The sequence below is a fragment of the Rhizobium sp. K102 genome, from assembly GCF_022385315.1.
GTDB classification, from domain to species: domain Bacteria; phylum Pseudomonadota; class Alphaproteobacteria; order Rhizobiales; family Rhizobiaceae; genus Rhizobium; species Rhizobium croatiense.
The window spans coordinates 23946-48663 of record NZ_CP092438.1; the positions used below are offsets into that span (position 1 = coordinate 23946).

Below are 24718 nucleotides of genomic sequence, written 5' to 3' on the forward strand. Positions count from 1 at the left end.
ACGCTCTAGCCCAACGCCGGGCGGGCTGCCTTTTCCGGCTCGGCGGCGGCAGGCTTGCCCGTCAGCGTTTGGCCGTGGAAACGGCTCAGCTGGCTGACAACCTCCTGGATTTCGCTTGCCGTGCGTTCGCCGTCCCAGCCGAGCGCTGCCTCGGCAACGCCGGCGATTTCCTGCAAGCCTTCCAGCGTCAACCGACCCTCGATCGCAAGCGTCGTGCGGCGCATCACGATGTCCGACAGGTGGATAACGAGTTCATTCCGGGCGATCCAGTCGATCTCCCGGAGACTGTAACATGCAGCACCCGTCAGGCGCTGTTCGTCGGAATAGCTTGAAGGGGAAGAAAGCAGGGCCACAGCCGTCGTGCCGTAGCGGCCGAGCAGTTCGCCGGCACGCTCGACGGCAACGCCGCTGCGCGCCGCGGCATCGCTGATCCAGGCGTGACGCTGCTCAGCATCAGCCGGAAAGGCCTTGCCGCCGCCGATCGCCAGATAGCGTGTCGACTGGCTGCGGCGGCGTTGCAGCTGGGAGAGAACGGTGTCGGCGACCTCTTCCGCAAAGCCGCGGAACGTCGTCCACTTGCCTCCGACCAGCGAAATGACCGGAAAAGGTCTACCGTCCTCGGGTTCCTTCACCGGCGCGGAGTGGTCGCGGCTGATCAGCCCCGGTGCGGTTGCATCAGATGCCGGCAGCGGGCGGATGCCGCTATAGCTGTAGACGATCTGATCGCGATCGAAGCGAAGCGTCGGCAGCAGCGAGCGGATGCTTTCGAGGAAATACTCGGTTTCCGGCTCCTCGCAGTAGACATTATCCGGATCACCCGCCGGAATGTCGGTCGACCCGACCAGTGCCAACCCGAGATAGTCGTAGACCAGGCAAATGCGGCCGTCGTCGGCCTCGAAATAGATCATGTGGCCGTTGAGGCTTCGCACCAATTCGGGATGGTCAAGCAGGATATGGGAACCCTTCGTGCCGCCGATCAGCCGCGATGGAGCGCCGAGCAACGTGTTGACGTGATCGATCCAAGGACCTGCCGCATTGATGACCAGCTTAGGAGCGACGCCGAACTCGCGACCATCAGGCTGCCGGAAGGTCAAACGCCCGTCTGAAACGGCGGCCAGTGTCGCGAAATTCGCCGCGAGGCTCCCCGCATTCGCCTCGAGACCATCACGCACGAGCTCATAGACGAGCCGCTCCGGCCTGCTGATCTTGGCATCGTAATAGATGCCGCCGGCGACGATGGCAGGGGTAATATGCGGCATTTCCCTGCGCGCCTGTTTCTTCAGGATCAGCCGGTGGCGCGGCATGACTTGGTCGCGCGATCCGAAGAAGTCGTAGAGCCGAAGCCCGATCTTGATGAGAACCGCGCCACGGCTGCGTGGCGCCGTCTTCGACCCAAGGAGCGTCCGGATCGCCGCCCAGATGCCGCGGGTCCAGGAAAAGACGGGAATGAAGGTCGGCAGCGGCTCGACGCAATGCGGCGCATTCTTCAGCAGCAGGTTGCGCTCAAGCGTCGACTGCGCCACCAGTCCGAACTCGCCCGTTTCCAGATATTTCAGGCCGCCGTGAATGAGCCGCGATGGTGCGGCGCTCGTGCCGGAGCCAAAGTCGGCCTTGTCAACGATCAGGCAATTGACACCCTGTAGCGAGAGGTCGCGGAACAGGCCGGCACCGTTGATGCCGGCCCCGATGATCAAAACGTCGATATCGTTCTCGTCGAGATTCGAGAAGCGCTGCTGCAAATCGGGGGTCATGCTCATCGTCCTAAATCGCCCACTGCAGCAGGCATTTGTCTTTTCAGTTTGCCGATTGCTCCGGCGCAAGCGCGGCAATCCTAGGCCAAAGGGGGATCATCGCGTCGGCAATGTCGCGGAATACCCGGTAACGCTTTTCATAATCCGCGCTGCGCGCCGCATCCGGCCGGCAAGTTTTCGCGATGGAGGCCGTGTCGCGCGGATCGCTCTGCGGATCGGCAAAGACACCAGCGCCAGACCCGGCACAAAGCGCAGCACCCCAGGCGGCCGCCTCATCGGTTTCGGTGACCGTGACCGGCATGCCAAGTATATCGGCAAACATCTGCACGACGGCAGGATTGCGCGAGACACCACCGGCGAGCCGCGCCTGATCGAAGGCAAAGCCGTCACGAAGCGCGTCGACATGGATGCGATGATTGAAGGCGATGCCTTCAAGCACGGCACGCAGCATGTCGCCGCGGTCGTGCCATCCACCGAGCCCGAAGAAGCCGGCGCTGGCTGCTGCGCCATAAGGCGAGCCGAACAGATAGGGATGGAAGAGCGCGGTCGAGGGGCGGTCGAAGGCGGCGTCGATCTCGGGCGCCAGCAGGGAGTGGATCGAGCTGCCTTGCACTTCGCCATTCTTGCGTTCGGCAGCGCAGAGCGTGTGCAGAAACCATTCGTAATTGGCTGTCGATGCAGGGGAGATCGACATGCTGTTCCAGATGCCGGGCGCAATCCCGTTGCGGCAGAACCAGCGCCGGTCGACGCGCGGTTCCGACGAAAGCGTTTCGTTGATCGAATAGGTTCCGGCAATGACTGCCACAACGCCCTTGGCATAGCCCCCTGCCCCGAGCGCCGAGGCCGTGACGTCGTGCAGACCGGCGACCACAGGCGTTCCTTCGGCAAGGCCCGTCAGCTGCGCGGCTTCACGGGTCACGCGTCCGACGATCTGGTCGGAGCGCGAGGCCGGTGGCAGGGCGTGGTCGAGATCCTGCAAACCAAACAGCCGAAGGGCGTCCTCACTGTAGTTCTGCGTTTTGACATTGGTGAAGGAGGTGCTCGCTTCGGTGCGGTCCGTACCGATGACCCCGGTGAGGCAGAACCTCAGCCAGTCCTTGCAGCTGCAGAAATGGCCGATGCGCTTGTAGCGCTCAGGCTCAATTTCGCGGATCCAGGCAAGCAATGCCGATGGCGCGGAGACGTGCGGGATCTGGCCCGTCAGTTCAATCGCCAGGTCGGCGACATCGCTCTGCGTCCACCGGTCGACGATCGCCCCTGCCCGGCTGTCCAGTGAGAGAATGGCCCGGCCGAGCGGCTTCCGGGCGTGATCGAGCAGGTAGATGCCATCTCCATGCGCGGTAGCGGCAATACACTCTATGTCGGTTGCCGGCCGTCCGCTGAGAGAAATCGCTTCGCGGATGGCATCGGCCGTCGCGTTCCACAATTCATCCATGTCGCGCTCGATATGGCGTGCCTTCGGAATGAACTGCGTGACGCGGCGACGGGCGACTGCAAGCGGCGTGCCGTCGATATCGAAGATGACGGCCTTGGTGACTGTCAAGCCACTATCGATCCCGAGCAGTGTCGGCATTCAAGTTTACCTCATGAGGAACAACGGGTCGGCGCCGTCAGGAGCGCCCTCCGGCGCCCCTGGCGATGACCACGTTGATATCTCTGGACCGCATGCGGTCGATGTGCACCGGCTGGGTCTTGTCGTCGACGATGACGACGTCGAATTCATCCAGTGCTGCGAAACTGTGGAGCGCACGCCGTTCGAACTTGGTATGATCGGCAAGCAGGATGCGTTTTACCGAACAGTCGAACATGGCGCGCTTGGTATCAACTGTTTCCGGAGACTGGTGCAGCACCGTGCCATCGCTGATCGCCGACATGGAGATGAACGCGACATCGGCCCTGAGGGCCTTGATCTCGTTGATGGTCATGCGACCCATGAAGGCATTGCACCAATTGTAATACTGGCCGCCGAGGGCGAGCAGCGTCACGTCGTGCAGGCCCGTCAGCGCATTCATCAGCGTCAGGGAATTGGTGATTGCGGTGACCGGCGCCTTCGACGGGAGATGTGCCGCCATCTGAAGAACCGTGGTCGAGTCATCGAAAAAGATCGCCTGGCCCGGTTCAACGAATTGCATTGCCGCCTCGGCGATCAGCTTCTTTTCGGCCGACTGACGGTTCGAGCGATAGACGTCGCTTGATTCGATGAGATTGGTCGCCGCCGCCGTGACGATGCCGCGCGTCTTCCTGAAGAGGCCCCGGCTGACGAGTTCATCGACATCGCGGTGAGCCGTCATCAGGCTGATCCCAAAGCGGTCGGTCAGGTCTTCAATCCGCATCGAGCCTTCACCCATCACGGCCTCTGCAATCATGCGGCGGCGCGCGATCTGGCGCGTCTGCCGGCTGTCGCTGGTGAGCTGGTCCAACAGATCGTCGTCCCGGCTGGTCTTCTGTGTCACGGGTCACCCCTGTTGCTGAATTATGGATCCCAGCTTCGTACAGTGATTGCCGCGCCAAGGCAAAAAAAGCGAAACGCAACCGCCTATTGAACTACCGACCGTCGCTTCCAGCACGAAAATGAGGGCGCTCTTGCGAGCGCCCTCCTCCGTTTACTGGGCCAGAACGAACGGGCCAGTGTACTTGTCGATGTTGTCCTTGGTGATCAACAGGCAATCGAAGAGCTGCTTCTCGCTCTTGGCACCCGTGTTACCCGTCTTTATCAGGTTGTCTGCCTGCTTGACGGCTTCTTCGGAGAAGACGGCAACCGGTTGGAGAACGGTATATTGGAGTTCGCCCGCCTTGATGGCAGCAACGGCATCCGGCGAACCGTCGAAGCCGCCGACCTTCACATTGGCGAGTTTGCCGGCTTCCTTGAGCGCGGCGATTGCACCGAGCGCCATTTCGTCATTGCCCGAGATGACGCCGACGATATCCGGGTTGGCCTGCAGCATGGATTGCATCTTATTGTGGCCCTGGGTGCGGTCCCAGTTGGCAACTTCCTTGGCGACCTTCTTCAGATCCGGATACTGCGAAAAAACGGTCTCGTAGCCATTCGAACGCGTTGCCGCGTTGTTGTCGGACGGCGCGCCGAAGAGTTCGGCATAGTTGCCCTTGTCGCCGATCGCTTCGACCCATTGCTGAGCGCCGAGGGCGGCACCCTGTGCATTGTTGGAAACAAGCTGCGCCTTGGCCAGGCCTTCCTGGTTGATTTCGGCGTTGACGAGAATGACCGGGATGCCAGCAGCAACGGCCTTCTTGACCGCACCGACAGAACCGTCGGCGTTTGCCGGGTCGAGGATGATCGCCACCGACTTGTTGGTGATCGCCGTGTCGATCAGGTTGCTTTCGGTATTGGTGTCACCCTTGTGGGCGTTAACCGAGGCCGTGTAGCCCAGCTTTTCGGCGGTTGCCTTGGCGACATTGCCTTCCGTCAGCCAATAGGGATTCGACGGATCGTTGACGATGATCGTCATCATGCCCGCTGCCCAAGCGGAGGTTGCAAGAAGCGGTGCTACGGCCGCGGCGGCCAGAAGTATGCGCATGCCTTTCTTAAACATAGTCTCTCTCCCATTTGTGAGTTCAGTTTATTGCCGGGGATCCGGCAGTGCTTTCCCCAATCGGCTTCGTGGACTCCAGCCTGCCGTCGTGGATAAGTTTCGGTCTCAGTCATCAGGACGATTTGACCCGGCGGCCGTATTGGATGCTGTTCATGAGGACGGCGAGAACGATCACAGCGCCGGTGAATACCGTCTGCCAGTAGGCCGAGACGCCGATGATCACGAGGCCGTCCGAAAGGAAGCCGATAACGAAGGCGCCGAGCATGGTGCCGCGAACCGTACCGCGGCCGCCGGTCAGCGCCGCGCCGCCGATGACCACGGCTGCGATCGCCGTCAGCTCGTAGGTTGTGCCTGCCGTCGGACCGGCGGAGGTCAGCTGCGAGGAGAGGACCAAGCCGGCGATCGCAGCACAGACGCCCGAAAGCACATAGACGATGATCTTCACGCGCTTGACCGGGACGCCGGAGAGGTCGGCGGCCCGCTCGTTGCCGCCTGAGGCGTAGAGCCAGCGGCCGAAGGCGGTGCGGCTCAGCACGATGCCGCAAATGATGGCGAGAACCGCAAGCACGATGACCCCGATCGGAATGCCAGCGAGGCGGTTGAAGCCGAGCCAGTCAAAGCCGGTATTGCCGAGTTCCGGGCGGCCGCCGAGATTGTTGTAGGTCAGGCCGTTGGTCATCAGCAGCGCGATACCGCGGGCGACGTAGAGCACGCCGAGCGAGGCGACGAAGGCCGGCACCTTGAGATAGGCGATTAAGACGCCGTTGACCGCACCGAACAGCGCACCGAGCGCACATGTGATGACGACGACGGCCCAGACCGGCAGATAGAGGATGACGCCGAGATAGGTAAGCGTGACCCCCTGCATCAGGAAACCGGCGATGCAGCCTGCAAGCCCAAGTGTCGAGCCGACCGACAGATCGATGCCGCCATTCAGGATGACGAGCAGCATGCCGATCGCCAGAATGCCGAAGATCGCGACATGCGACGCCATGATGAGGAAGTTGTTCAGCGTGAAGTAATAGGGCGACAGGAACGAAAAGACCGCGATGATGACGATCAGCGCGAAGAAGGCCCGGCCTTCCAGGATGAGACGCACGATATTGGCATTGCGCTTCTGCCCGCTGGAAAATGATTTCTTTTCGGTGACGTTCGTGACTGACATAATCAGTGCTCCATAATCCAGGCTAGTGCGCGACGACGGCTTCGCCGGAGGCGGCCATGATCTTTTCCTTGGTGACATCCGAGCCGAACTCGGCCGATATCCTGCCGCGATGCATGACGATGATGCGGTGCGCGATACTCAGGCATTCATTGACTTCGGACGTCGAATAGATGACCGCCAATCCCTGCTTGGCGCGCTCCGCGAGCAACTTGAAAACTTCCGCCTTGGCGCCGATGTCGATGCCGCGGCTTGGCTCATCGAGCAGGATGACCTTCGGATGGGTTGCCAGCATCTTGCCGATGACGACCTTCTGCTGGTTGCCGCCGGAGAGCGAGCCTATCGAAGCTGCACCGCCATCGGTTTTCACATGCACCCGCCGGATCGCGTCATTGACGAGATCGCGCTCCCTATGGCCGGAGGTGAAAAGCCCTTTGGTGAAGGCGCGGATACTCGCGAGCGACAGATTGGAGCCGACCGTCATCGTCTGGACGAGGCCGTCGCGCTGGCGATCTTCGGGCACAAGCACGAGACCGCTGGCAATGCGCCCCGCGATGCTGAGCCCACTGACGTCCTGTCCTTCGAGCAGAACCTGTCCGCCAATTGCGCGCAGACGTCCGGCAATGCACTCGAGCAGTTCCGTGCGCCCGGCGCCCATCAGCCCGTAGATGCAGACGATCTCGCCGGCACGCACCTTGAGAGACAGACGATCGACTGCATTATAGGCAGCGCCGGAGGGACCGGGGACACTGAGGTTTTCGATGGAAAGCGAGACGTCACCGAACCGGTGACCTTGCGGCGGGCTGCCAAGGTCGAAATTCTCGCCGACCATGTTGCGGACGATCCATTCGAGATCGATATCCTTGCGCTCGGCATAGGCCGTCATGTTTCCGTCGCGCAGAACGACGGCGTGATTGGTGATCTGTAGCGCCTCTTCTAGATGATGCGAGATGTAGACGATCGACACGCCGCGGCTTGTCAAGTCGTGGATGACCTTGAAGAGCACTTCCACCTCCGTCGCGCTCAGCGCCGAGGTCGGCTCGTCCATGATCAGGATGCGCGAATTGATGGAGAGTGCCCGCGCAATTTCGACGATCTGCTGCTGGCCGAGGCGAAGATCCTCGACGCGCGTCTGCGGATCGATGTCTTCCTCGAGCTCTTCCATGAGCGCCCGGGTCTGACGCTCCTCTTCAGCAAAGTCGACGACACCACCCTTGATGATCTCCCGGCCCATGAAAATATTGTCACGGACACTGAGATTTGGGGCGAGGCTGAGCTCCTGATGGATGATGGAGATCCCGCACTCGCGCGCATGGGTCGACGAGCTAAAGCTGATCGCCGAGCCGTCGAGAATGATCTCGCCGGAGCTTGGCTGCGCGACACCCGAAAGGATCTTCATCAAGGTCGACTTGCCCGCGCCGTTCTCTCCGAACAGCGTTGTGACCTGGCCGCGATGAATGTCGAAGTTCACTCCCTTGAGGGCGTGAACGCTGCCGTAGGATTTTGCGATGTTGCGGGCTGCGAGAACGACCTCGCCTTTCGCCCCGTTGCTGCGTTGCGGCTGGCTCATTTGAGCTCGACCTTCACTGGCGTGACGAGCCAGTTCTTTGGGTTGATGAGCTTGAAGACGCCGACGACGGTCGCCTGCTTTCCGTCCAGGGCGTCGGCATCCAGGCCCGCAAAAACCGCCTTCTTCATCTCGTTATTGATGGCCGACCCGGCATCCTGATATTGGATCTGGTTGGTAAACTGGCCGAATTCGATGGTGCCGGTTGCATCGCGGAGGTCCGTGCCGTTGACCGCAGGTCCGGTCTGGACACGGACCACCGTCTCGGGAGGCAACCCATCGATCTTCATTTCGTTGGTGTTCGACTTGCGGGCGCCGAAAACGCCGGTCAGCGTGACGGGAATGACCGGCCCGGTGCTCGTCGCAGTGCCGTATTTCTCGGCCGCCGCCTTCTTGTCGGCGGCAATGGCGGCCGCGAGATCGGCGGCCGTAGCAGCCCGCTCCTCGACATTTGCCTTGATCTTCGGGAACTGCTCGGCGCCGAAGGTTTCCGGAGAGAATGCCTGCTGGCGGACATCGTTTTCGGAACCGATCCTGACGACCGTCGTATCGAACGCGATCGCTGCAACGACGATGACTGCCAACGCCGCGCTGACAAGGAGCCCGCGATTGCCGCTGCTCGGCTTTGATATTGCATAATCGGGCGGGGTACTCATGTCGGAAGGCCTTTGGCTTGGAATAGCGAGATGGGGGGCTAGCGCGATGATGATCGCAGGCGCGCTGAAGCATTGCGTCGCACCGGAGCAGAAACCGGTAGGCCACCCGCAAGAGCGCAACTCTGGACGAAAACTCGCATTGGAAGCCTCCTCAACAAGACCGGCGGCTGTCTCCTCCAACCGCCTGGGCCTGCAAATTCTCCATCAGGAAACGCACTTCCGTGATAGAAGTATGTTACTTATGCCGTAAATGATGTTATATATTTTATTAGCTGTCAACGGCAATTCGCGCCAACTCGACTGAGATGCACGACATCACATCTTATTCATCGCGCTGCGGTGCAGCAAAAAGTGAGAGCAAACGCAGACGCCTTCACACTTGTCATTCTACCGAATTACGGCAACATCTATCTGCTTTTCCTGCAAAATTTTACAGATCGAGCATTGCGCGCATTGCCGTTTTCGATGCTGCGCGCAATAGCTCGGCGGCACGGAAGTAAGGTCTTTACTCCTCTATTTTAGTTGAAAAAAATTACATCGCTAGAAAAATCTTACTGACATTGCGGTATCTTTATGTTATGTTTTCGAACGAAGCTAGAAGGTTTCGGCTGCGCGCCGGATCTGGGATCTGCCAAAGGCGGCGCGCTTGCCGTTGCTCGTGGAAGGGCCGAAGTTTGGCAGCCGGATGCATCACCCCAGATGACTTTAGGGATCGGAGGACTTCACATGGATTTGATGCGCGTATTGCCCGCCGTGGCGCTTGCGGTGGCGGCGAGATAGGCCGCGATGACATCAGCCCAGAAGATCATCATTGGCATAGATGCCGGGACCTCGGTCATGAAGGCCGTTGCCTTTGATCTGTCCGGACGCCAGATTGCCATGGCCTCCGTTCGCAACAGATACACCACCGGAGACGATGGCTCGGCAACGCAGTCGCTGGATCAGACCTGGCTCGATTGCGCCAGCGCGTTGCGTGACCTCGGCGAAAAGGTCCCTGATCTTGCATCCCGCACCGCAGCCATCGCCGTCACCGGACAGGGCGACGGCACCTGGCTCGTCGGCCGCGGCAATAGGCCGGTTGCCGATGCCTGGCTGTGGCTCGACGCGCGCGCCGCGCCGACGGTCACGTCGCTCGCCGGCGGAGCGCAGAACCGTGCCCGCTTCGAGGCAACAGGCACCGGTCTCAACACGTGCCAGCAGGGTGCGCAACTGGCCCATATGGACTGCTTCACGCCGGACCTTCTCGATCGGGCTGAAGCGGCGCTGCACTGCAAAGACTGGCTCTATCTCAACCTCACAGGCGTGCGGGCAACCGATCCATCGGAGGCGAGTTTCACCTTCGGCAATTTCAGAACCCGCCAGTATGATGCAGTGGTGATCGACGCGCTCGGCCTTGACCACAGACGCGGGCTCCTGCCCGAAATTATCGACGGCAGCGAGATCAGCCACCCGCTGACGTCGGAGGCGGCGAAGGCCTGCGGGCTTCTTGCCGGAACGCCGGTCTGCCTCGGCTATGTCGACATGGTGATGACGGCGCTTGGCGCAGGCGTGCGCAGCGGCGCTCGCAACGCTGCCTGCTCGACGATCGGCTCGACCGGCGTGCACTTGCGCGCCAAGTCGGTTGCCGACGTTCAGCTCAATCGTGAGGGCACTGGCTATGTGATCGCCCTGCCCATCCCCGGCATCGTCACTCAGGTCCAGACCAATATGGGCGCCACAATCAACATCGACTGGATCCTCGATGTCGCCGCCTATCTCATGGCCGAGGCCGGCAAGCTTGCTTCGCATGCAGACCTCATTGCGCGCATCGACGGCTGGTTTGCAGAAAGCCGACCGGGGTCGGTGCTTTACCATCCCTACATTTCCGAAGCGGGCGAACGTGGGCCTTTCGTCAACGCCAATGCGCGCGCGGGCTTCACCGGGCTTTCGATGCGTCACGGCTTCCCCGACCTGCTGCGCAGCGTGATCGAAGGGTTGGGGCTTGCTACCCGCGACTGCTACGCGGCGATGGGCGCGATGCCAGAGGAGCTGCGGGTCACCGGTGGGGCAACACGCTCAGTCGGTCTTCGCCGTTCACTTTCGGCCGCCGTCAACGCACCGATCCGCCAGTCGCGCCGCGATGAGACGGGGGCGGCCGGCGTGGCGATGATGGCCGCGGTGGCCGTCGGCGTCTATTCCGGCATGGACGATTGCATTGCCGACTGGGTGACTCCGCTGCTCGGCGATCCGGAAATACCGGATGCCAGCGAGGCCCACCGGTTCGACCGGCTGTTTTCTGCCTATACCGATGTACGCCAGGCAATGGCACCCGCCTGGGACAAGCTTGCCGAAGCCGCAACGACGTCGCCGGCGGGCGCGTAATTCTGATGCAGCAGGCATCGAAGGAGCATGACATGACCGAACCCGAACTCCTGGATCTCTTCGTCATCGGAGGAGGCATCAACGGCGCGGGGATAGCACGCGATGCTGCGGGCCGCGGCCTGAAGGTCGTGCTGTGCGAAAAGGACGATCTGGCCCAGGGAACCTCATCGCGCTCGGGCAAGCTGGTGCATGGCGGTCTGCGTTACCTCGAATATTATGAATTCCGCCTGGTGCGTGAGGCGCTGATCGAGCGTGAAGTGCTGCTTAATGCCGCGCCGCATATCATCTGGCCGATGCGCTTCGTCCTGCCACACAGTCCTGAGGATCGCCCCGCATGGCTCGTGCGGCTCGGCCTCTTTCTCTATGATCATCTCGGCGGCCGCAAGAAGCTGCCCGGGACCCGCACGCTGAACCTGCTCCGCGATCCGGAAGGCACGCCGATCCTCGATCAATACACACGCGGCTTCGAATATTCCGATTGCTGGGTCGACGACGCCCGCCTCGTGACCTTGAATGCGGTGAGCGCAGCGGAAAACGGCGCTCTGGTGCTGACCCGCTCGCCGGTCGTTTCGGCCCTTCGCGAGAACGGCGGTTGGACTGTGGTCACGAAAAGCAACTCCACGGGAGAGATGCGAACCTTCCGTGCCAAATGTCTGGTGAACTGCGCCGGCCCCTGGGTGATGGACATCATCAATCGCGTCACCGGTTCGAACTCCAGCCGCAATGTCCGGCTCGTCAAGGGCAGCCACATCATCGTGCCGAAGTTCTGGCCGGGCGCCAATGCCTATCTGGTGCAGAACCACGACAGACGAGTCATTTTCATCGACCCCTACGAGGGTGACAAGGCGCTGATCGGGACGACCGATATCGCTTACGAAGGCCGGGCCGAGGATGTCGCCGCCGACGAGACGGAGATCGAGTATCTACTCCAGGCGGTCAATCGCTACTTCAAGGAAAAGCTGCGCCGCCACGATGTGCTGCACAGCTTCTCCGGCGTGCGCCCGCTGTTTGACGATGGTAAGGGCAACCCGTCCGCCGTTACCCGCGATTATGTCTTCGATCTCGACGAGACAAGCGGCGCTCCGTTGCTAAACGTTTTCGGCGGCAAGATCACCACATTCCGCGAGCTCGCCGAACGCGGCATGCAGCGTCTCAAGCATATTTTCCCAAATATGGGAGGCGACTGGACTGAGAAAGCGCCACTGCCCGGCGGCGAAATTCCGAATGCCGACTATGAGAGCTTCGCCAACAGCCTGCGCGATATCTATCCCTGGATGCCGCGCAAACTCGTGCATCACTACGGCCGTCTCTACGGCGCTCGCGCCAGGAATGTGGTTGCCGGCGCGACAAGCATGAAAGGGCTCGGGCGGCATTTCGGCGGACAGCTCTATGAGGCCGAGGCCCGCTATCTCGTCGCAACGGAATGGGCCGAAACGGCGGACGACATCCTCTATCGCCGCACTAAGCACTACCTCCATCTGAACGAAGTGGAACGCGCGGCCTTTGGCGAGTGGTTTGCTTCCACCCGCCTTGCCGCCGCCTGAAGGATGCCGCCATGCCGCTGACCCTTTCGCTCAACACCAATCCGCTGGTGAACCGCTTCGCCGATCCAGACGATCTGATCGATACGGTTGCGCGTGATTTGCGGATCCGCGACCTCCAACTGACCCATGAGTTCATCAATCCGAGCTGGCAGGCACCCGTCATCCGCCGCCTGACGCGCACGATGAGCGCTGCGCTGAAACGCACCGGCGTACGGGTCACCTCGGGCATGACGGGCCCCTATGGGCGCCTCAACCATTTTGGACATCCGGATGCCGATGTGCGCCGCCACTACCTCGACTGGTTCAAGGCCTTTGCCGACATCACCGCCGATCTCGGCGGCCATTCGATCGGCACGCAATTTGCGATCTTCACCTACAAGGACTTCGACGATCCGGCCAGGCGCGAGGAACTGATCAAGATCGCCATCGATTGTTGGGCCGATGTCGCCAAGCACGCGCGCGCTGCAGGCCTCTCCTACATGTTCTGGGAGCCGATGAGCATCGGCCGCGAATTTGGCGAGACGATCGGCGCCTGCCTGTCGCTGCAGGAGCGGTTGACGGCTGCCGGAATGGCCATCCCGATGTGGATGATGGCGGATATCGATCATGGCGACATCACCTCCGCCGACCCCGACGACTACGACCCCTATGCATGGGCGCGCGCTGTCCCGCCGGTATCGCCGATCATCCACATCAAACAGAGCCTGATGGACAAAGGCGGGCACCGGCCCTTTACGGCCGAATTCAACGCCAAGGGACGCATCCAGCCGGTATCTCTGCTCCAGGCGCTGGCCGAAGGTGGGGCGAAGGACAATGAAATCTGCCTGGAACTCTCCTTCAAGGAACGCGAGCCGAACGATCGCCAAGTCATTCCGCAGATCGCCGAAAGTGTCGCCTTCTGGGCACCGTATATCGACACCGGCATCGCCGACTTGAACATCTGATGTGCAGATCTTTAAAAAGCAGCACTGCGATACGGCGGAATCGCCGCATGACCTTCGAAAAGGAGCCGTGATGACGGACGCCGATGATACGCTTGCCGTGCGTGCTGCCTGGCTTCACTATGCCGGTGGCTTGACGCAGTCCGACGTTGCGCGCCGCCTCGGCGTGCCGTCGGTAAAGGCCCATCGCCTGATCGCCAGAGCGGTTGCCGATGGCGTCGTCAAAGTTACCATCGACGGGGATATCGTCGAATGCGTCGAGCTGGAGATGCGTCTTGCGGAACGGTTCGGGCTTCAATATTGCGAGGTCGCACCCGATCTCGGCGAGGAAGGCTTACCGCTGCGTGCGCTCGGCCATGCCGGCGCCGGCTATCTCAAGCGCGAGATCGAGCGCGGCGACAATACGGTCATCGGCCTTGGGCATGGCCGCACGCTTTCCGCCGCCGTCCAATATATGCCGAGGGTGAGCGCGAAGAACCTGCGCTTCGTCTCGTTGCTAGGCGGCCTGACACGAAATTACGGCGCCAATCCCTATGACGTGATGCATCGCATCGCCGAAAAGACCGGCACCCATGCTTATGTCATGCCGGTTCCCTTTTTCGCCAATACTGGCGAGGACCGCGAAGTGCTGAAGGCGCAGCGTGCCGTCAAGGAGGTGTTCGATCTTGCCAATAATGCCGATCTGAAGCTCGTCGGCCTGGGCACTGTCGATGCCGAGGCGCAGCTCGTCTTGTCCGGCATGGTTGAACCCAGTGAAATCGACGCCATTGCCGCCGCAGGCGGCGTCGGCGAAATCCTCGGTCATTTTTTCGACGCCGACGGCAATATCCTCGACACCGCGCTGACGGCGCGCACGCTCTCCGCGTCTTTTCCCAAGACCAAGAAGGAGCGGCTCGTGGCGCTGGCGGGCGGACAGTCGAAAGTGCCGGCAATCCGGGCAATTTTGCATAGCCGCCGTCTTTTCGGGCTGATCACCGACGAACGAACCGCGCAGGCGCTGCTGAAGTAGCTATGGCAACACAACAATATTTTATCGCAAAATAACATAATAGATGTTGCTTATCACGCAGGCTCCGTTATTTTAACATCAGACGAGCGTGGAGACCGGGATGAGGCGGGAAGAGCGGCAGCAGTTGATCGTCAATCTGCTCGTCGAAAACAAAACCGTGGATCTCGACGACCTCGCCGATCGCTTCACCGTGTCAAAGATGACGATCCATCGCGATCTTGACGATCTCGAGCAGGCCGGCATCCTGCGCAAGGTTCGCGGCGGCGCGACCATTGACGCCGGAACGCAGTTCGAAAGCGACTTCCGCATTCGCGAACGCCAGGGCAATGAAGCCAAGCTGACTATGGCTGAGACCGCGCTGGAACTGGTCGAGCCGGGGATGACGGTGATGGTAAACGACGGCTCGATGGCGGCCGTCCTCGGGGAAATGCTGTTGCAGAAGCGGCCGCTGACCTTGATCACCAACAACGCGGCGATCATGGAGCGGCTGAAAGGCGAAACCGGCATCACCCTGATCGCGCTCGGCGGCATATATTCGGCGAAATTCAACGCCTATCTCGGCGTCGTCACCGAGGAGGCACTGTCGCGGCTGAGGGCCGACATTGCCTTCATTTCGACGCCTGCCGTCAGCGGCAGGCTGGCCTATCACATGGACGACAACGTCGTGCGCGCCAAACGGGCGATGATCGCGTCGTCGACCAGGACCTGCCTTCTGGTCAACCACCAGCGCATCGGCCACACAGCCCTGCATGTCATGGCAGATCTGGCCGATTTCGACGTGATTGTCACCGACAGCGCACCGGATGCTGCTGTCCTGGAGGAATTCGAGCAGGCGGGCATTACGCTCACCATCGCATCAACGCAGGATCCGACATGACCGAAAAGCCGCGCTTCTGGATTGGCACCAGCTGGAAGATGAACAAGACGCTTGCTGAAGCCGAGCATTTCGCCCGCGGCCTCGAAGCTGCCGATGCCGCGCGCGACCCGCGTATCCAGCGCTTCGTGATTCCGTCTTTCACGGCCGTGCGCGAGGTCAAGGCGACGCTTGCCAAGACCTCGGTGATGGTCGGCGCGCAGAATATGCATTGGGCCGATCAGGGTGCCTGGACCGGCGAAGTCTCGCCGGTAATGCTGAAGGACTGCAATCTCGATCTCGTCGAGCTCGGCCATTCCGAGCGGCGCGAACATTTTGGAGAGACCGACGAGACAGTGGGTCTGAAAACCGAAGCAGCCGTTCGCCACGGCCTCATTCCGCTGATCTGCATTGGCGAGACGCTTTCCGATCGCGAAAGCGGTAAGGCTCCCGACATCCTCGCAACCCAGGTGCGCAGCGCGCTTTCGAAACTTTCGGGGGCCCAGAAGGGTGCCGAAATCCTGCTCGCCTACGAGCCAGTCTGGGCGATCGGCGAGAAGGGCATCCCGGCGAGCGCGGATTATGCGGATGCCCGCCAGTCCGAAATCATCACCGTTGCCGAGGCCGTGCTGGGCCGGAAAATCCCTTGCCTTTATGGCGGGTCGGTCAACCCGCAGAACTGTGAAGAACTGATCTCGAGCCCGCATATCGACGGGCTCTTCATCGGCCGTTCGGCCTGGAATGTCGAAGGTTACCTCGACATCCTGGCCAGATGCGCCGCCAAACTCTGAGGAGAAAGAAAATGAAGCTTGCAATTGCAGGAGACAGCGCCGGCGAAGGCCTCGCCAAGGTTCTGGCCGACCATCTGAAGGACCGCTTCGACGTGTACGAAGTCTCGCGCACCAGCGCCGGTGCCGATCCTTACTACGCCAACCTCTCGGATCGCGTCGCCTCAGGCGTCATCGACGGCACGTACGACAAGGCGATCCTCGTTTGCGGTACCGGCATCGGCGTCTGCATCTCGGCCAATAAGGTTCCGGGCATCCGCGCCGCCCTGACACACGACACCTATTCGGCCGAGCGTGCCGCGCTTTCCAACAATGCGCAGATCATCACCATGGGAGCCCGCGTTATCGGAACCGAGCTGGCGAAGTCGATCGCTGATGCGTTTCTTGCCCAGACCTTCGACGAGAACGGCCGCTCTGCCGGTAATGTCAAGGCCATGGATGATCTCGACGCGAAGTACAGCGCCCGGTGACGGATGCTGAGGGTCCTGCCGGGCCGGAGTGTGTTCGATGCTACTGAGACCGCACCGGGACGACCAACGCGACGACTGCTCGGCCCAATCCAGATCCGGCAGCGATTTCGGAACTTGGGATACGGGAAGGCATCGACGCGTTAAGTCCTTAAATTGAGATTCGTTTCGAACCGCAACAATCGGTCGCGTTGTTGCCATCGACGCGAAGAAGACGCAGATGAAAAAGCCGAGCAGGGACCCGGGGAGGTGTTAGGCCTGATCATGAAGCACCCAATTCTGCCCTTGCTTGGCGAGTCACAGTCTGCCCTCCGGGAGGAGGAGTGCCGCTGTTCCGCCAGGCCCCCCTTGGGAGGAAATGGGTCGCCCGAAACACGAAGCTCTGCGGGAGGAGGTGCGTCGCTTCGATGACTTGAAGATACCAGTTACTGCACCGACCACCAGCGCTCACATCGCGGTGCAGCCATGCATGTGTTGCAAGGCAATATGGAGCTAGTGCTTATTTTTCAGCCGTCATCCGTCGGGACGGCGATTTCATTGTGCCGGCCTCAAAACCGAGAACGAATTCGATCGCCTTGGCGGAGGACATTTCGCACGGCTTCAGGGTCGACCCCGCCCCAGCCAATCGATAGAGGTTGAAGCTGACGATATCTGCTCCGCTAAGCTCCTCACCATAGAGCCAGGTCCGTTTGTCATCCTGCGACCGCTTGACGGTCACCCCCCATGGTCGATTGCCAAAATACCCGTCGACATAGCCGTCCGGCAACTTCGCAAGCGCGTCTTCGAACGTCTCCAGAATAGGTGGAGGTGTTTTGCCGTCGGCGGTCATGGCGCCAGGCATTCGTCGCAAATCCCGCAGCCATCGTCATCCATGCTCGCTGCCGGACGTAACTTTCGACAACACGGACACATCGTTGCGTCCGCAGCAAACATTTCATCGCGGTCCGGCGGAAGAATTTCGATGCAGACTTTCGCCAGTATATCGGGCGCGCTTCGATCCATGGCGATGCTCCAGATTGGGCTTACACCTGAGATAGTGTGCCTCGACGGCTGCACAAGCCGGCAGATCGCTGTCAGGACGATCCAACTTCACTAGGGCCACAATCAGGTGCCCTTTTGACGATTTTCCCCCATGACAATCAGACCTCCCGCGATTGCGGCCGCCACCGCGGGCTTTGCTGGGAAAGTGATGGTAGATATTGGCGGCCTCTATCCCAACCTCTCTCGGCAGCTCGCTCGCCCACATGGCCAAGAAGCATATCTGCATGGGGTCAACTATCGTGAAAGAAACCGGCAGTGCTCGTCGTCGAAATTTGTTGCGGCTTTTTGCTGGGCGACTCTGCCCATGCGGTCACCTCCGCACACGATGCCCTACAGGCCGTCAAGTGAGGTACGTCACAACCATTGCCGAGGCCACACTGCGCCCTAATTGCAAAGACTTGGCAAGCGCGACCGACACATCAATGTCATCGAGCAACGCCAAGATCGCGGAGGCGGCGGAATTGGAAAATGACCTCGGCCCCCGTCGCGTCTATTCGACCTCGCCATCCTCCCCTTCAAGCATGCCTGCCTTCGCGAGTGTACTCGCTGTTATTGCTATTCTGTATTTCGGCAAGGAAGTACTGCTTCCTCTAGCAATCGCAGTCCTGTTGACGTTCGCACTGGCTCCCATCTCCTCTCGTCTTCGAAAGCTTGGCCTGCCCCGTATTCCGGCAGTCATAGTCACTGTCGTGCTGGCTTTTCTTGTCCTCGTCCTGTTCGGGCTTGTCGTAGCGGGACACATTGCCGAAGTCGCCCAAAACCTTCCGGCCTACCAGGGCAACATCATAGCAAAAATTCGGTCTCTCCAGGAAAGTGGAACGGATAGCGGTATTGTGCGGCGCCTGACGTCAGTCGTTGAGAGCGTCGGTCGTGAGCTCAGCAACGCCGAGGAACGCCCAGTTACCGGATCAAGACCAAGGGAGCCCGTGCTCGTCGAAATATTCGCGCCTAGCAGACCAATTGAAACGCTTACTAGCCTGATTGGTCCTCTGCTTGGCCCCATCGCCTCATTGGGTTTGATCGTCGTCGTTGTAATATTCATGCTGTTAGAGCGGGAAGAACTTCGCGATCGCTTTATCCGGCTCGTTGGCTATGGCGATCTGCATCGCACAACAGAAGCCATCCAGGAGGCGGGTAGCCGCGTTGCGCGGTACCTTCTCATGCAGTTAGTGGTGAATTGCGCTTACGGCGTTCCATTGGCGCTCGGACTGTGGGCGGTTGGCATTCCAAATCCAGCGCTGTGGGGGATGCTGGCCATCGTCCTTCGATTTGTCCCCTATATCGGGCCTGTAATCGCGACAGTTCTGCCGCTTTTCCTGGCCTTTGCGGTCGACCCTGGCTGGAGCCTTGTTCTCTGGGTTGCGGCCATCTTCGTCGTGCTGGAATTGACCAGCAACAATGTCATCGAGCCCTGGCTCTATGGTTCTCGTACCGGACTCTCTCCGCTGGCAATCATCGTCGCGGCGATTTTTTGGGCATGGCTGTGGGGGCCGGTCGGTCTTGTACTGTCCACGCCGTTGACCGTGTGTCTTGCAGTGTTGGGGCGGTACGTCCCGCAGTTCGAGTTCCTTGAGGTGGTTTTTGGTAGTGACCCGGTGCTCGATCCCAAGGAACGGCTGTACCAGCGGCTTCTTGCCGGCGATCCCGACGAGGCGACCGATTACGCTGAGGAATTTTTAGAGGAGGATTATCTGGAAGATTACTATGGCAAGGTTGCCATCCCCGCCCTTCTACTCGCGGAGAAGGATAGGCGTCGAGGCGTCTTGACCGCGGAGCAGATGGAACAGGTGTTCGGGACCGCCATCACACTGGTCTCGAACCTTGGAGAAATTGCGCAGGAAGAAGAGGAAGAGGAGGAAAAAGAAGAAGAACAGAAGGAGAAGGGAGTGTCAGGTCGGCCCAGCACTCACCCCAAGGAAGGCAATGAAGATGAAAGCGAACTGCCTGACGGACGTGGCAAGACCGTCTTCTGCATCGGAGGCAGGGGCCCGCTCGACGACGCGTCGGCTGCGATGCTCGCCCAGGTTCTTCAGGTACAGGGAGCCGAGGTGGTCGCAGCGAGGCATTCTGACATCCCCAATCGTCGCGCCATGAGCCTCGTTCCGAAACAATCGAACGCCATCGTGGTTTGCTTCCTCAACGAGGGCTCGGCAAGGCACGCCCGCATACTTATTCGTCGGTTCAAGCGCATATACCCGGCCATTCGCGTCGGCGCGGTCCTTTGGGTGGAAAACCAGGAGGAAAGGCATCCGCCTACGCTTCGGGAGGCGGATTTCGTTGCCACCACCTTGACCTTAGCTGCCCGCGAGGCACTCGCCGATGCAGCAGCATCATTGGTGACGCCCGCGCGCAAGATTCGTACCAGGCGATCCTCGAACAAGACAGGCATAACCGCCGCGCAGTCCGGGATTTAGCCGGCAAGTCTTGGCGGGATATACATGAGCGGAGATGTCACATTGTCCGCTCAATCCCCGACAAGGCCTTTGCCGATGAATTTACACAGTTGCACCGGTCACGGCTTTCCAATGCGCTATTGCGCGCATGCGATGAATGGGAGTGGCGGGGCTGAGCTTTTCTGGTGCGACGGGGCGAGAAGATTTCTGATTGCTGAAATGACCGAGATGAACGCTGCAAGCCGCCGACCGATCGCAAGCACTGCATCATCCGCTCTCGTTTTCGTAGCGATAGAGTTTGTCGCTGACGATGCGCTTCGGCAGCAGCATTCTTTCGCCGAAGAGGCGCCAGCGGCTCGTCGCCTGGCTTCGCAATGGCGGACATTTCGCTCTGGAGGACGGCCATGACGCAGAATTTCGCTACGACGCTGTCCCGATTGGTGCACTTCAGGTTGCCGAAAGAAATCGACGATCGAGTGATTGTGACTACTCTACACCGGACATGGCATTGCAATTGAAGGTTCGAGCCATTACGCCCAAACGGCGATCGCGCCTTGCCGCCTGTTCGTTGTCTATAGCCCGCATCCGAGAGGACGGTTGCGCTGCTGGCGCGGGCGATCAAAGAGCTGGGTTGAAGCCAGCCAACATCCAGCAGGCGTCCATTGCATCTTTCCTGACAGACGGACGAGAACAGAGGTATTCCCGGCGTTGTCACGTTGTTTCACTGAGGCCGGAGGAGGTGCTTTCAGTTAAACTCAGGCTGTTGCGCCGGTCACGGCCTTCCATTGCGCCATAGCGCGGATCCGATGAACGTGGGTGGCTAGGGCGGAGTGCTTCTGGTGCGACGGGACGAAATGATTTCTGACTGCTGAAAACACCGATATAAATCGTTGCAAGCCGCCGACGGATCGGAAGCCTTGCATCACTCGTTCTCGTTTTCGCAGCGGCAGATGGGAGTTTTCCGCACGGTTGTTGAGGCCCTTGTGTGATCTATGTTCAACAGCCGGCATCACATCTCGCTTTGCCGCCCCGTATGAGCGCAGTTTATCGGTGACAATCCTCTTTGGCGCCATGCCTTGCTTCTTCAGCAGTCTGATCAACAATCGCTTGGCAGCCTTGGTGTCGCGACGGACTTGCACGATCTCGTCGAGAACATATCCGTCCTGGTCGACGGCTCGCCAAAGCCAGTGGTTTCTGCCGCCGATGGAGACGACCACCTCGTCCAGATGCCAGATATCCTCTCGCGAGGGTCTCTTTCTGCGCAGTTGTTTTGCGTAGGCCGCACCGAATTTTCGGCCCCAGCGCCGGATCGTTTCGTAGGACACGACAATGCCGCGCTCCAGCAGCATTTCTTCCACAAGCCTCAAGCTTAACGGAAACCGGAAATACAGCCAGACCGCATGGGCGATGACCTGCGGTGGGAAACGGTGGTTCTTGTAGCTGATGGTCGGCGCGCTCATGGCGTCCGATTATCCGTCAACCGTTAAGCCACGGACAACGTGACAGCTCCGGGAGGAGGAATAGGTCGCCTGAAACACGAAGCTTTGCGGGAGGAGGTGCATTGCTTCGTTGACCTGAAGATATCAGAGGCTGCCCCCACCGCCAGCGCTCAAATCGCAGCGCAGCTATGCACTTGCTGCAACGCAATATAAGTCCTGTGCTAATTGTTCGGCCATTATGGTCGAGGTGCCGCCTTCTCTATGCTGGGCTCGAAACCAAGAACAAACTCGATCACCTTGGCGGAGGACATTTCGCACGGTTTCAGCATCGACCCAGGTCCAGTTAATCGATAGAGGTTGAAGCTGACGATATCGTCCGGCCTGATAGCAAAATTCCGAAGCATCGAATTAGCCATGTCTATGTTGGAGTCTAAAGGGTCTGTGGCCGAGAAATGGTCCGGCCACCAGCCATGCCAGGCGCACGCCATTCCTTTCAGATATGCAGGGCGCTTCCCAAAGCTTTCAACGCTGCCTCCATGACCGCTTCGCTGCGGGTCGGATGGGCGTGGATGGTCCCGGCGACATCTTCCAGGCGCGCGCCCATCTCGATCGCCAGGGCAAACGACGCCGACAGTTCGGAAACGCCTGCTCCGACCGCCTGCAAGCCGAGAACGAGGTTGGTGTCGGCACGGGCGACGACGCGCACGAAGCCCTCCTCCGAGACCATCGCCATTGCCCGCCCATTGGCACTGAATGGAAACTGCCCAGTGCGGATTTTGTAGCCTTGCGCCTGCGCCTCCGCCGGCGAGAGGCCGGCGCTGACGATCTCGGGATCGGTGAAGCAGATGGCGGGAATACAGCGCTTGTCCCACGCACGCTTCTTGCCGGCGATGATCTCAGCCACCATCTCGCCTTGCGCCATGGCCCGATGAGCCAGCATCGGCTCGCCGGTCACGTCTCCGATCGCATAGATGCCGCGCATCGAGGTGCGGCAGCGATCATCGATCCTGAGATAGGGACCGGCGCGATCGAGATCGAGCTCTTCGAGACCGGAGCCCGCCGTTCGCGGCCGGCGGCCGACGGTGACGAGGATGCGGTCGGCCGGCAGGCTCTCTCGCCGGCTATCGGAGGTTTCGACCATCAATGCCTCACCATTGTCGGCAAGACCCGTCGCCTTTGCGCCGGTCAGCACACGGATACCGCCTTCGGTAAGCTTGCGCATGACGGGACGCACGAGTTCGGCATCATAGAGCGGCAGCACCTGCGACGTCGCCTCGACCACCGTCACATCAGATCCCATCTTGGAGAAGGCCATTCCGAGCTCCAGCCCAATATAACCGCCGCCGACCACGACCAGCTTCTTCGGCAGCTCGGTCAGCGACAGCGCCTCGGTCGAGGAAATGACTCGACCCCCGAATGGCAGGTTGGCAAGCTCAACCGGATCGGAGCCGGTGGCGATCACCACGGTCTCGGCGCGGATGATCTGCTGGCCGGTTTCAGTCTCGACCTCCACCGTCTTGCCGTCGCGAAAGTGGGCCCGGCCGTGGACGATCTTGACCCGGGCTTTCTGCAACAGCCCCGAGACGCCGCCTGTGAGCCGGCCGACGATGCCGTCCTTCCAGGTAATCGTCCTCGCGAGATCGATCGAGGTGCCTTCGACACGGATGCCCATCGGATTTTTGCCGGCGAGCATTTTTTGCGTGGCGTCGAACTCCTCGGCCGCATGGATCAAAGCCTTGGAGGGAATGCAACCGACCGTCAGGCAGGTGCCGCCCGGCTTGCCGGCTTCGACGACGACGGTGTCGATGCCGAGCTGCCCGGCGCGGATGGCACAGACATAACCGCCCGGGCCGGCGCCGATGACGAGGAGCTTGCAGACAATCTCTTTCATGGATCAGCCTTCGATGAAAATGAGCGCTGGCGTTTCGAGGAGCGTACGGACGCGCTGCACGAAGGTCGCCGCATCCCAGCCGTCGATGATGCGGTGATCGAAGCTGGAGGAAAGGTTCATCATCTTGCGGGGCACGAATTGCGCGCCGTCCCAGACCGGCCGCGTGGCGATCTTGTTGACGCCGATGATCGCCACCTCGGGATGGTTGATAACAGGCGTCGAGACGATGCCGCCGAGCGCGCCCAGCGAACTGATGGTGATGGTGGAGCCGGAAAGTTCATCGCGCGTCGCCGTCCCGGAGCGCGCCGCGTCCGCCAGCCGGTTCATCTCCGCGGCGCAATCCCAGATGCCGCGCGCTTCCGCATGCCGCACCACCGGCACCGTCAGACCGGCAGGCGTCTGCGTGGCGATGCCGATATGCACGGCACTGTGGCGGGTAATGATGCCGGCATCGTCGTCGAAGGTGGCGTTGACGTTGGGCTGCTCGGAAATCGCCTTGACCAGCGCCCGCATCAGGAAGGGCAGAACCGTCAGCTTCGAATGATCCGGCCGGCGGTCGCCATTCATGGTGGCGCGCAACTCCTCGAGTGCGGTCATGTCCACTTCCTCCACATAGGTGATGTGGGGAATGCGCGAGGTGGACAGCACCATCTTCTCGGCAATGCGGCGGCGCAGGCCGGTCAGCTTGATTTCTTCAGTCGCCGTCTTCCTGACAAATCCGTTCCTGGTCGCCGCGGGAGCTGTTCCCTGAGACAGAAACTGCTCGACATCTTCGCGCAGGATCCGACCGGCCGGTCCGCTTCCCTGCACCTGTCTGAGATCGACGCCACTTTCCCTGGCGAAGAGCCGCACGGAGGGCGCGGCGATCGGCTTTTCGACCGGCACAGGCGCGGGAGCAGGCACAGGTGCAGGTGCAGGTGCAGGTGCAGGTGCAGGTGCAGGTGCAGGTGCAGGAGTTGTCGCCGCCAGGACGGGCTTGGCAATCTCGGCCTTGGGCGTTTCGGCGACCGGCGCCTGCGAGATCCGTATGGGCTGAGCCTCGTCAGATTCGCCGACATCACCGGCCGTCTCGATCCGCACCAGCGGCGCCTTCACCGCGATACGGTCTCCGATCTCGCCGGCTAGCCAGATGACGGTGCCGTTGACGGGAGAGGGAATTTCCACCGTCGCCTTGTCGGTCATGACGGCGGCAATCACCATATCCTCGCGAACCGGATCACCGGTCTTCACGTGCCATTCGACAAGCTCGGCCTCGGCGACCCCTTCCCCGACATCCGGCATCTTGATGATGAATTCGCCCACGG

The 24718-nt window shown here is 60.7% G+C and carries 18 protein-coding genes and 1 pseudogene; 8 read left to right on the top strand and 11 right to left on the bottom strand.

Annotated features, from left to right (window positions below):
* Positions 1–5: 5 nt before the first annotated feature.
* The 7 genes from MHI61_RS30715 to MHI61_RS30745 form a co-directional block, all read right to left on the bottom strand.
* Complete coding sequence (locus MHI61_RS30715; RefSeq protein ID WP_239793587.1) at positions 6–1757, bottom strand: glycerol-3-phosphate dehydrogenase/oxidase; 1752 nt, start codon at positions 1755–1757, stop codon at positions 6–8.
* 37 nt (positions 1758–1794) lie between these two features.
* Complete coding sequence (locus tag MHI61_RS30720) at positions 1795–3324, bottom strand: FGGY-family carbohydrate kinase (protein WP_239793588.1); 1530 nt, start codon at positions 3322–3324, stop codon at positions 1795–1797.
* 37 nt (positions 3325–3361) lie between these two features.
* On the bottom strand, positions 3362–4204 hold the full coding sequence (locus MHI61_RS30725) for a DeoR/GlpR family DNA-binding transcription regulator (protein WP_131718461.1): 843 nt from the start codon (positions 4202–4204) through the stop codon (positions 3362–3364).
* Positions 4205–4354: 150 nt separating this feature from the next.
* Positions 4355–5302 (bottom strand): D-ribose ABC transporter substrate-binding protein, encoded by a 948-nt coding sequence (locus MHI61_RS30730; protein ID WP_239793589.1) that lies wholly within the window; start codon positions 5300–5302, stop codon positions 4355–4357.
* Between the two features lie 112 nt (positions 5303–5414).
* Positions 5415–6467 carry an ABC transporter permease gene (locus MHI61_RS30735; RefSeq protein WP_239793590.1) on the bottom strand — a complete coding sequence of 351 codons (1053 nt, stop codon included), beginning with the start codon at positions 6465–6467 and terminating at the stop codon, positions 5415–5417.
* A gap of 22 nt (positions 6468–6489) precedes the next feature.
* On the bottom strand, positions 6490–8034 hold the full coding sequence (locus tag MHI61_RS30740; RefSeq protein ID WP_239793591.1) for a sugar ABC transporter ATP-binding protein: 1545 nt from the start codon (positions 8032–8034) through the stop codon (positions 6490–6492).
* The gene (locus tag MHI61_RS30745; protein WP_239793592.1) at positions 8031–8687 is read right to left on the bottom strand and encodes a DUF2291 domain-containing protein; all 657 of its coding nucleotides are present in this window, start codon (positions 8685–8687) and stop codon (positions 8031–8033) included. Before MHI61_RS30745 ends, MHI61_RS30740 begins: the two co-directional genes overlap by 4 nt.
* Before the next feature lie 786 nt (positions 8688–9473).
* On the opposite strand from MHI61_RS30745, the gene MHI61_RS30750 reads away from it, so the two are divergent.
* The 7 genes from MHI61_RS30750 (at position 9474) to MHI61_RS30780 (ending at position 16653) form a co-directional block, all read left to right on the top strand.
* Positions 9474–11048, top strand: a complete 1575-nt coding sequence (locus tag MHI61_RS30750; RefSeq protein WP_239793593.1) for an FGGY-family carbohydrate kinase — start codon at positions 9474–9476, stop codon at positions 11046–11048.
* A gap of 32 nt (positions 11049–11080) precedes the next feature.
* Positions 11081–12592, top strand: coding sequence for a glycerol-3-phosphate dehydrogenase (locus tag MHI61_RS30755; protein WP_239793594.1), 1512 nt, complete (start codon positions 11081–11083; stop codon positions 12590–12592).
* Between the two features lie 11 nt (positions 12593–12603).
* Complete coding sequence (locus MHI61_RS30760; RefSeq protein WP_239793595.1) at positions 12604–13536, top strand: TIM barrel protein; 933 nt, start codon at positions 12604–12606, stop codon at positions 13534–13536.
* A 70-nt stretch (positions 13537–13606) separates the two neighbouring features.
* On the top strand, positions 13607–14542 hold the full coding sequence (locus MHI61_RS30765) for a sugar-binding transcriptional regulator (protein ID WP_239793596.1): 936 nt from the start codon (positions 13607–13609) through the stop codon (positions 14540–14542).
* Between the two features lie 100 nt (positions 14543–14642).
* Positions 14643–15419 (top strand): DeoR/GlpR family DNA-binding transcription regulator, encoded by a 777-nt coding sequence (locus MHI61_RS30770; protein ID WP_239793597.1) that lies wholly within the window; start codon positions 14643–14645, stop codon positions 15417–15419.
* Positions 15416–16186: a triose-phosphate isomerase gene (locus MHI61_RS30775; RefSeq protein ID WP_239793598.1), complete on the top strand. Its 771-nt coding sequence runs from the start codon at positions 15416–15418 to the stop codon at positions 16184–16186. Before MHI61_RS30770 ends, MHI61_RS30775 begins: the two co-directional genes overlap by 4 nt.
* A gap of 11 nt (positions 16187–16197) precedes the next feature.
* Entirely contained in the window at positions 16198–16653 is a 456-nt protein-coding gene (locus MHI61_RS30780) for an RpiB/LacA/LacB family sugar-phosphate isomerase (RefSeq protein WP_239793599.1), read from the top strand.
* A 496-nt stretch (positions 16654–17149) separates the two neighbouring features.
* Here MHI61_RS30780 and MHI61_RS30785 read toward each other — a convergent pair whose 3' ends face one another.
* Positions 17150–17491: a hypothetical protein gene (locus MHI61_RS30785; RefSeq protein WP_239793600.1), complete on the bottom strand. Its 342-nt coding sequence runs from the start codon at positions 17489–17491 to the stop codon at positions 17150–17152.
* A gap of 622 nt (positions 17492–18113) precedes the next feature.
* Here MHI61_RS30785 and MHI61_RS30790 point away from each other — a divergent pair.
* Entirely contained in the window at positions 18114–20105 is a 1992-nt protein-coding gene (locus MHI61_RS30790; protein ID WP_239793601.1) for an AI-2E family transporter, read from the top strand.
* A 734-nt stretch (positions 20106–20839) separates the two neighbouring features.
* On the opposite strand, the pseudogene MHI61_RS30795 reads toward MHI61_RS30790, so the two are convergent.
* From MHI61_RS30795 to MHI61_RS30805, 3 genes and pseudogenes are all read right to left on the bottom strand, one after another.
* Positions 20840–21557: pseudogene (locus MHI61_RS30795) on the bottom strand (IS6 family transposase).
* A gap of 459 nt (positions 21558–22016) precedes the next feature.
* Positions 22017–23414, bottom strand: coding sequence for a dihydrolipoyl dehydrogenase (lpdA, locus tag MHI61_RS30800; RefSeq protein ID WP_239793602.1), 1398 nt, complete (start codon positions 23412–23414; stop codon positions 22017–22019).
* Between the two features lie 3 nt (positions 23415–23417).
* A complete protein-coding gene (locus MHI61_RS30805; protein WP_239793603.1) occupies positions 23418–24716 on the bottom strand; it encodes a dihydrolipoamide acetyltransferase family protein in 1299 nt (432 codons plus the stop codon).
* Positions 24717–24718: the final 2 nt, after the last annotated feature.

What these genes read in the sequence shown, in the direction of transcription:
- MHI61_RS30745 (WP_239793592.1), bottom strand. Translation starts at nt 8,687, where the DNA reads ATGAGTACCCCGCCCGATTATGCAATATCAAAGCCGAGCAGCGGCAAT.
- MHI61_RS30760 (WP_239793595.1), top strand. Translation starts at nt 12,604, where the DNA reads ATGCCGCTGACCCTTTCGCTCAACACCAATCCGCTGGTGAACCGCTTC.
- MHI61_RS30720 (WP_239793588.1), bottom strand. Translation starts at nt 3,324, where the DNA reads ATGCCGACACTGCTCGGGATCGATAGTGGCTTGACAGTCACCAAGGCC.
- lpdA (WP_239793602.1), bottom strand. Translation starts at nt 23,414, where the DNA reads ATGAAAGAGATTGTCTGCAAGCTCCTCGTCATCGGCGCCGGCCCGGGC.
- MHI61_RS30755 (WP_239793594.1), top strand. Translation starts at nt 11,081, where the DNA reads ATGACCGAACCCGAACTCCTGGATCTCTTCGTCATCGGAGGAGGCATC.
- MHI61_RS30765 (WP_239793596.1), top strand. Translation starts at nt 13,607, where the DNA reads ATGACGGACGCCGATGATACGCTTGCCGTGCGTGCTGCCTGGCTTCAC.
- MHI61_RS30730 (WP_239793589.1), bottom strand. Translation starts at nt 5,302, where the DNA reads ATGTTTAAGAAAGGCATGCGCATACTTCTGGCCGCCGCGGCCGTAGCA.
- MHI61_RS30735 (WP_239793590.1), bottom strand. Translation starts at nt 6,467, where the DNA reads ATGTCAGTCACGAACGTCACCGAAAAGAAATCATTTTCCAGCGGGCAG.
- MHI61_RS30740 (WP_239793591.1), bottom strand. Translation starts at nt 8,034, where the DNA reads ATGAGCCAGCCGCAACGCAGCAACGGGGCGAAAGGCGAGGTCGTTCTC.
- MHI61_RS30770 (WP_239793597.1), top strand. Translation starts at nt 14,643, where the DNA reads ATGAGGCGGGAAGAGCGGCAGCAGTTGATCGTCAATCTGCTCGTCGAA.
- MHI61_RS30750 (WP_239793593.1), top strand. Translation starts at nt 9,474, where the DNA reads ATGACATCAGCCCAGAAGATCATCATTGGCATAGATGCCGGGACCTCG.
- MHI61_RS30790 (WP_239793601.1), top strand. Translation starts at nt 18,114, where the DNA reads ATGTCATCGAGCAACGCCAAGATCGCGGAGGCGGCGGAATTGGAAAAT.
- MHI61_RS30785 (WP_239793600.1), bottom strand. Translation starts at nt 17,491, where the DNA reads ATGCCTGGCGCCATGACCGCCGACGGCAAAACACCTCCACCTATTCTG.
- MHI61_RS30780 (WP_239793599.1), top strand. Translation starts at nt 16,198, where the DNA reads ATGAAGCTTGCAATTGCAGGAGACAGCGCCGGCGAAGGCCTCGCCAAG.
- MHI61_RS30775 (WP_239793598.1), top strand. Translation starts at nt 15,416, where the DNA reads ATGACCGAAAAGCCGCGCTTCTGGATTGGCACCAGCTGGAAGATGAAC.
- MHI61_RS30715 (WP_239793587.1), bottom strand. Translation starts at nt 1,757, where the DNA reads ATGAGCATGACCCCCGATTTGCAGCAGCGCTTCTCGAATCTCGACGAG.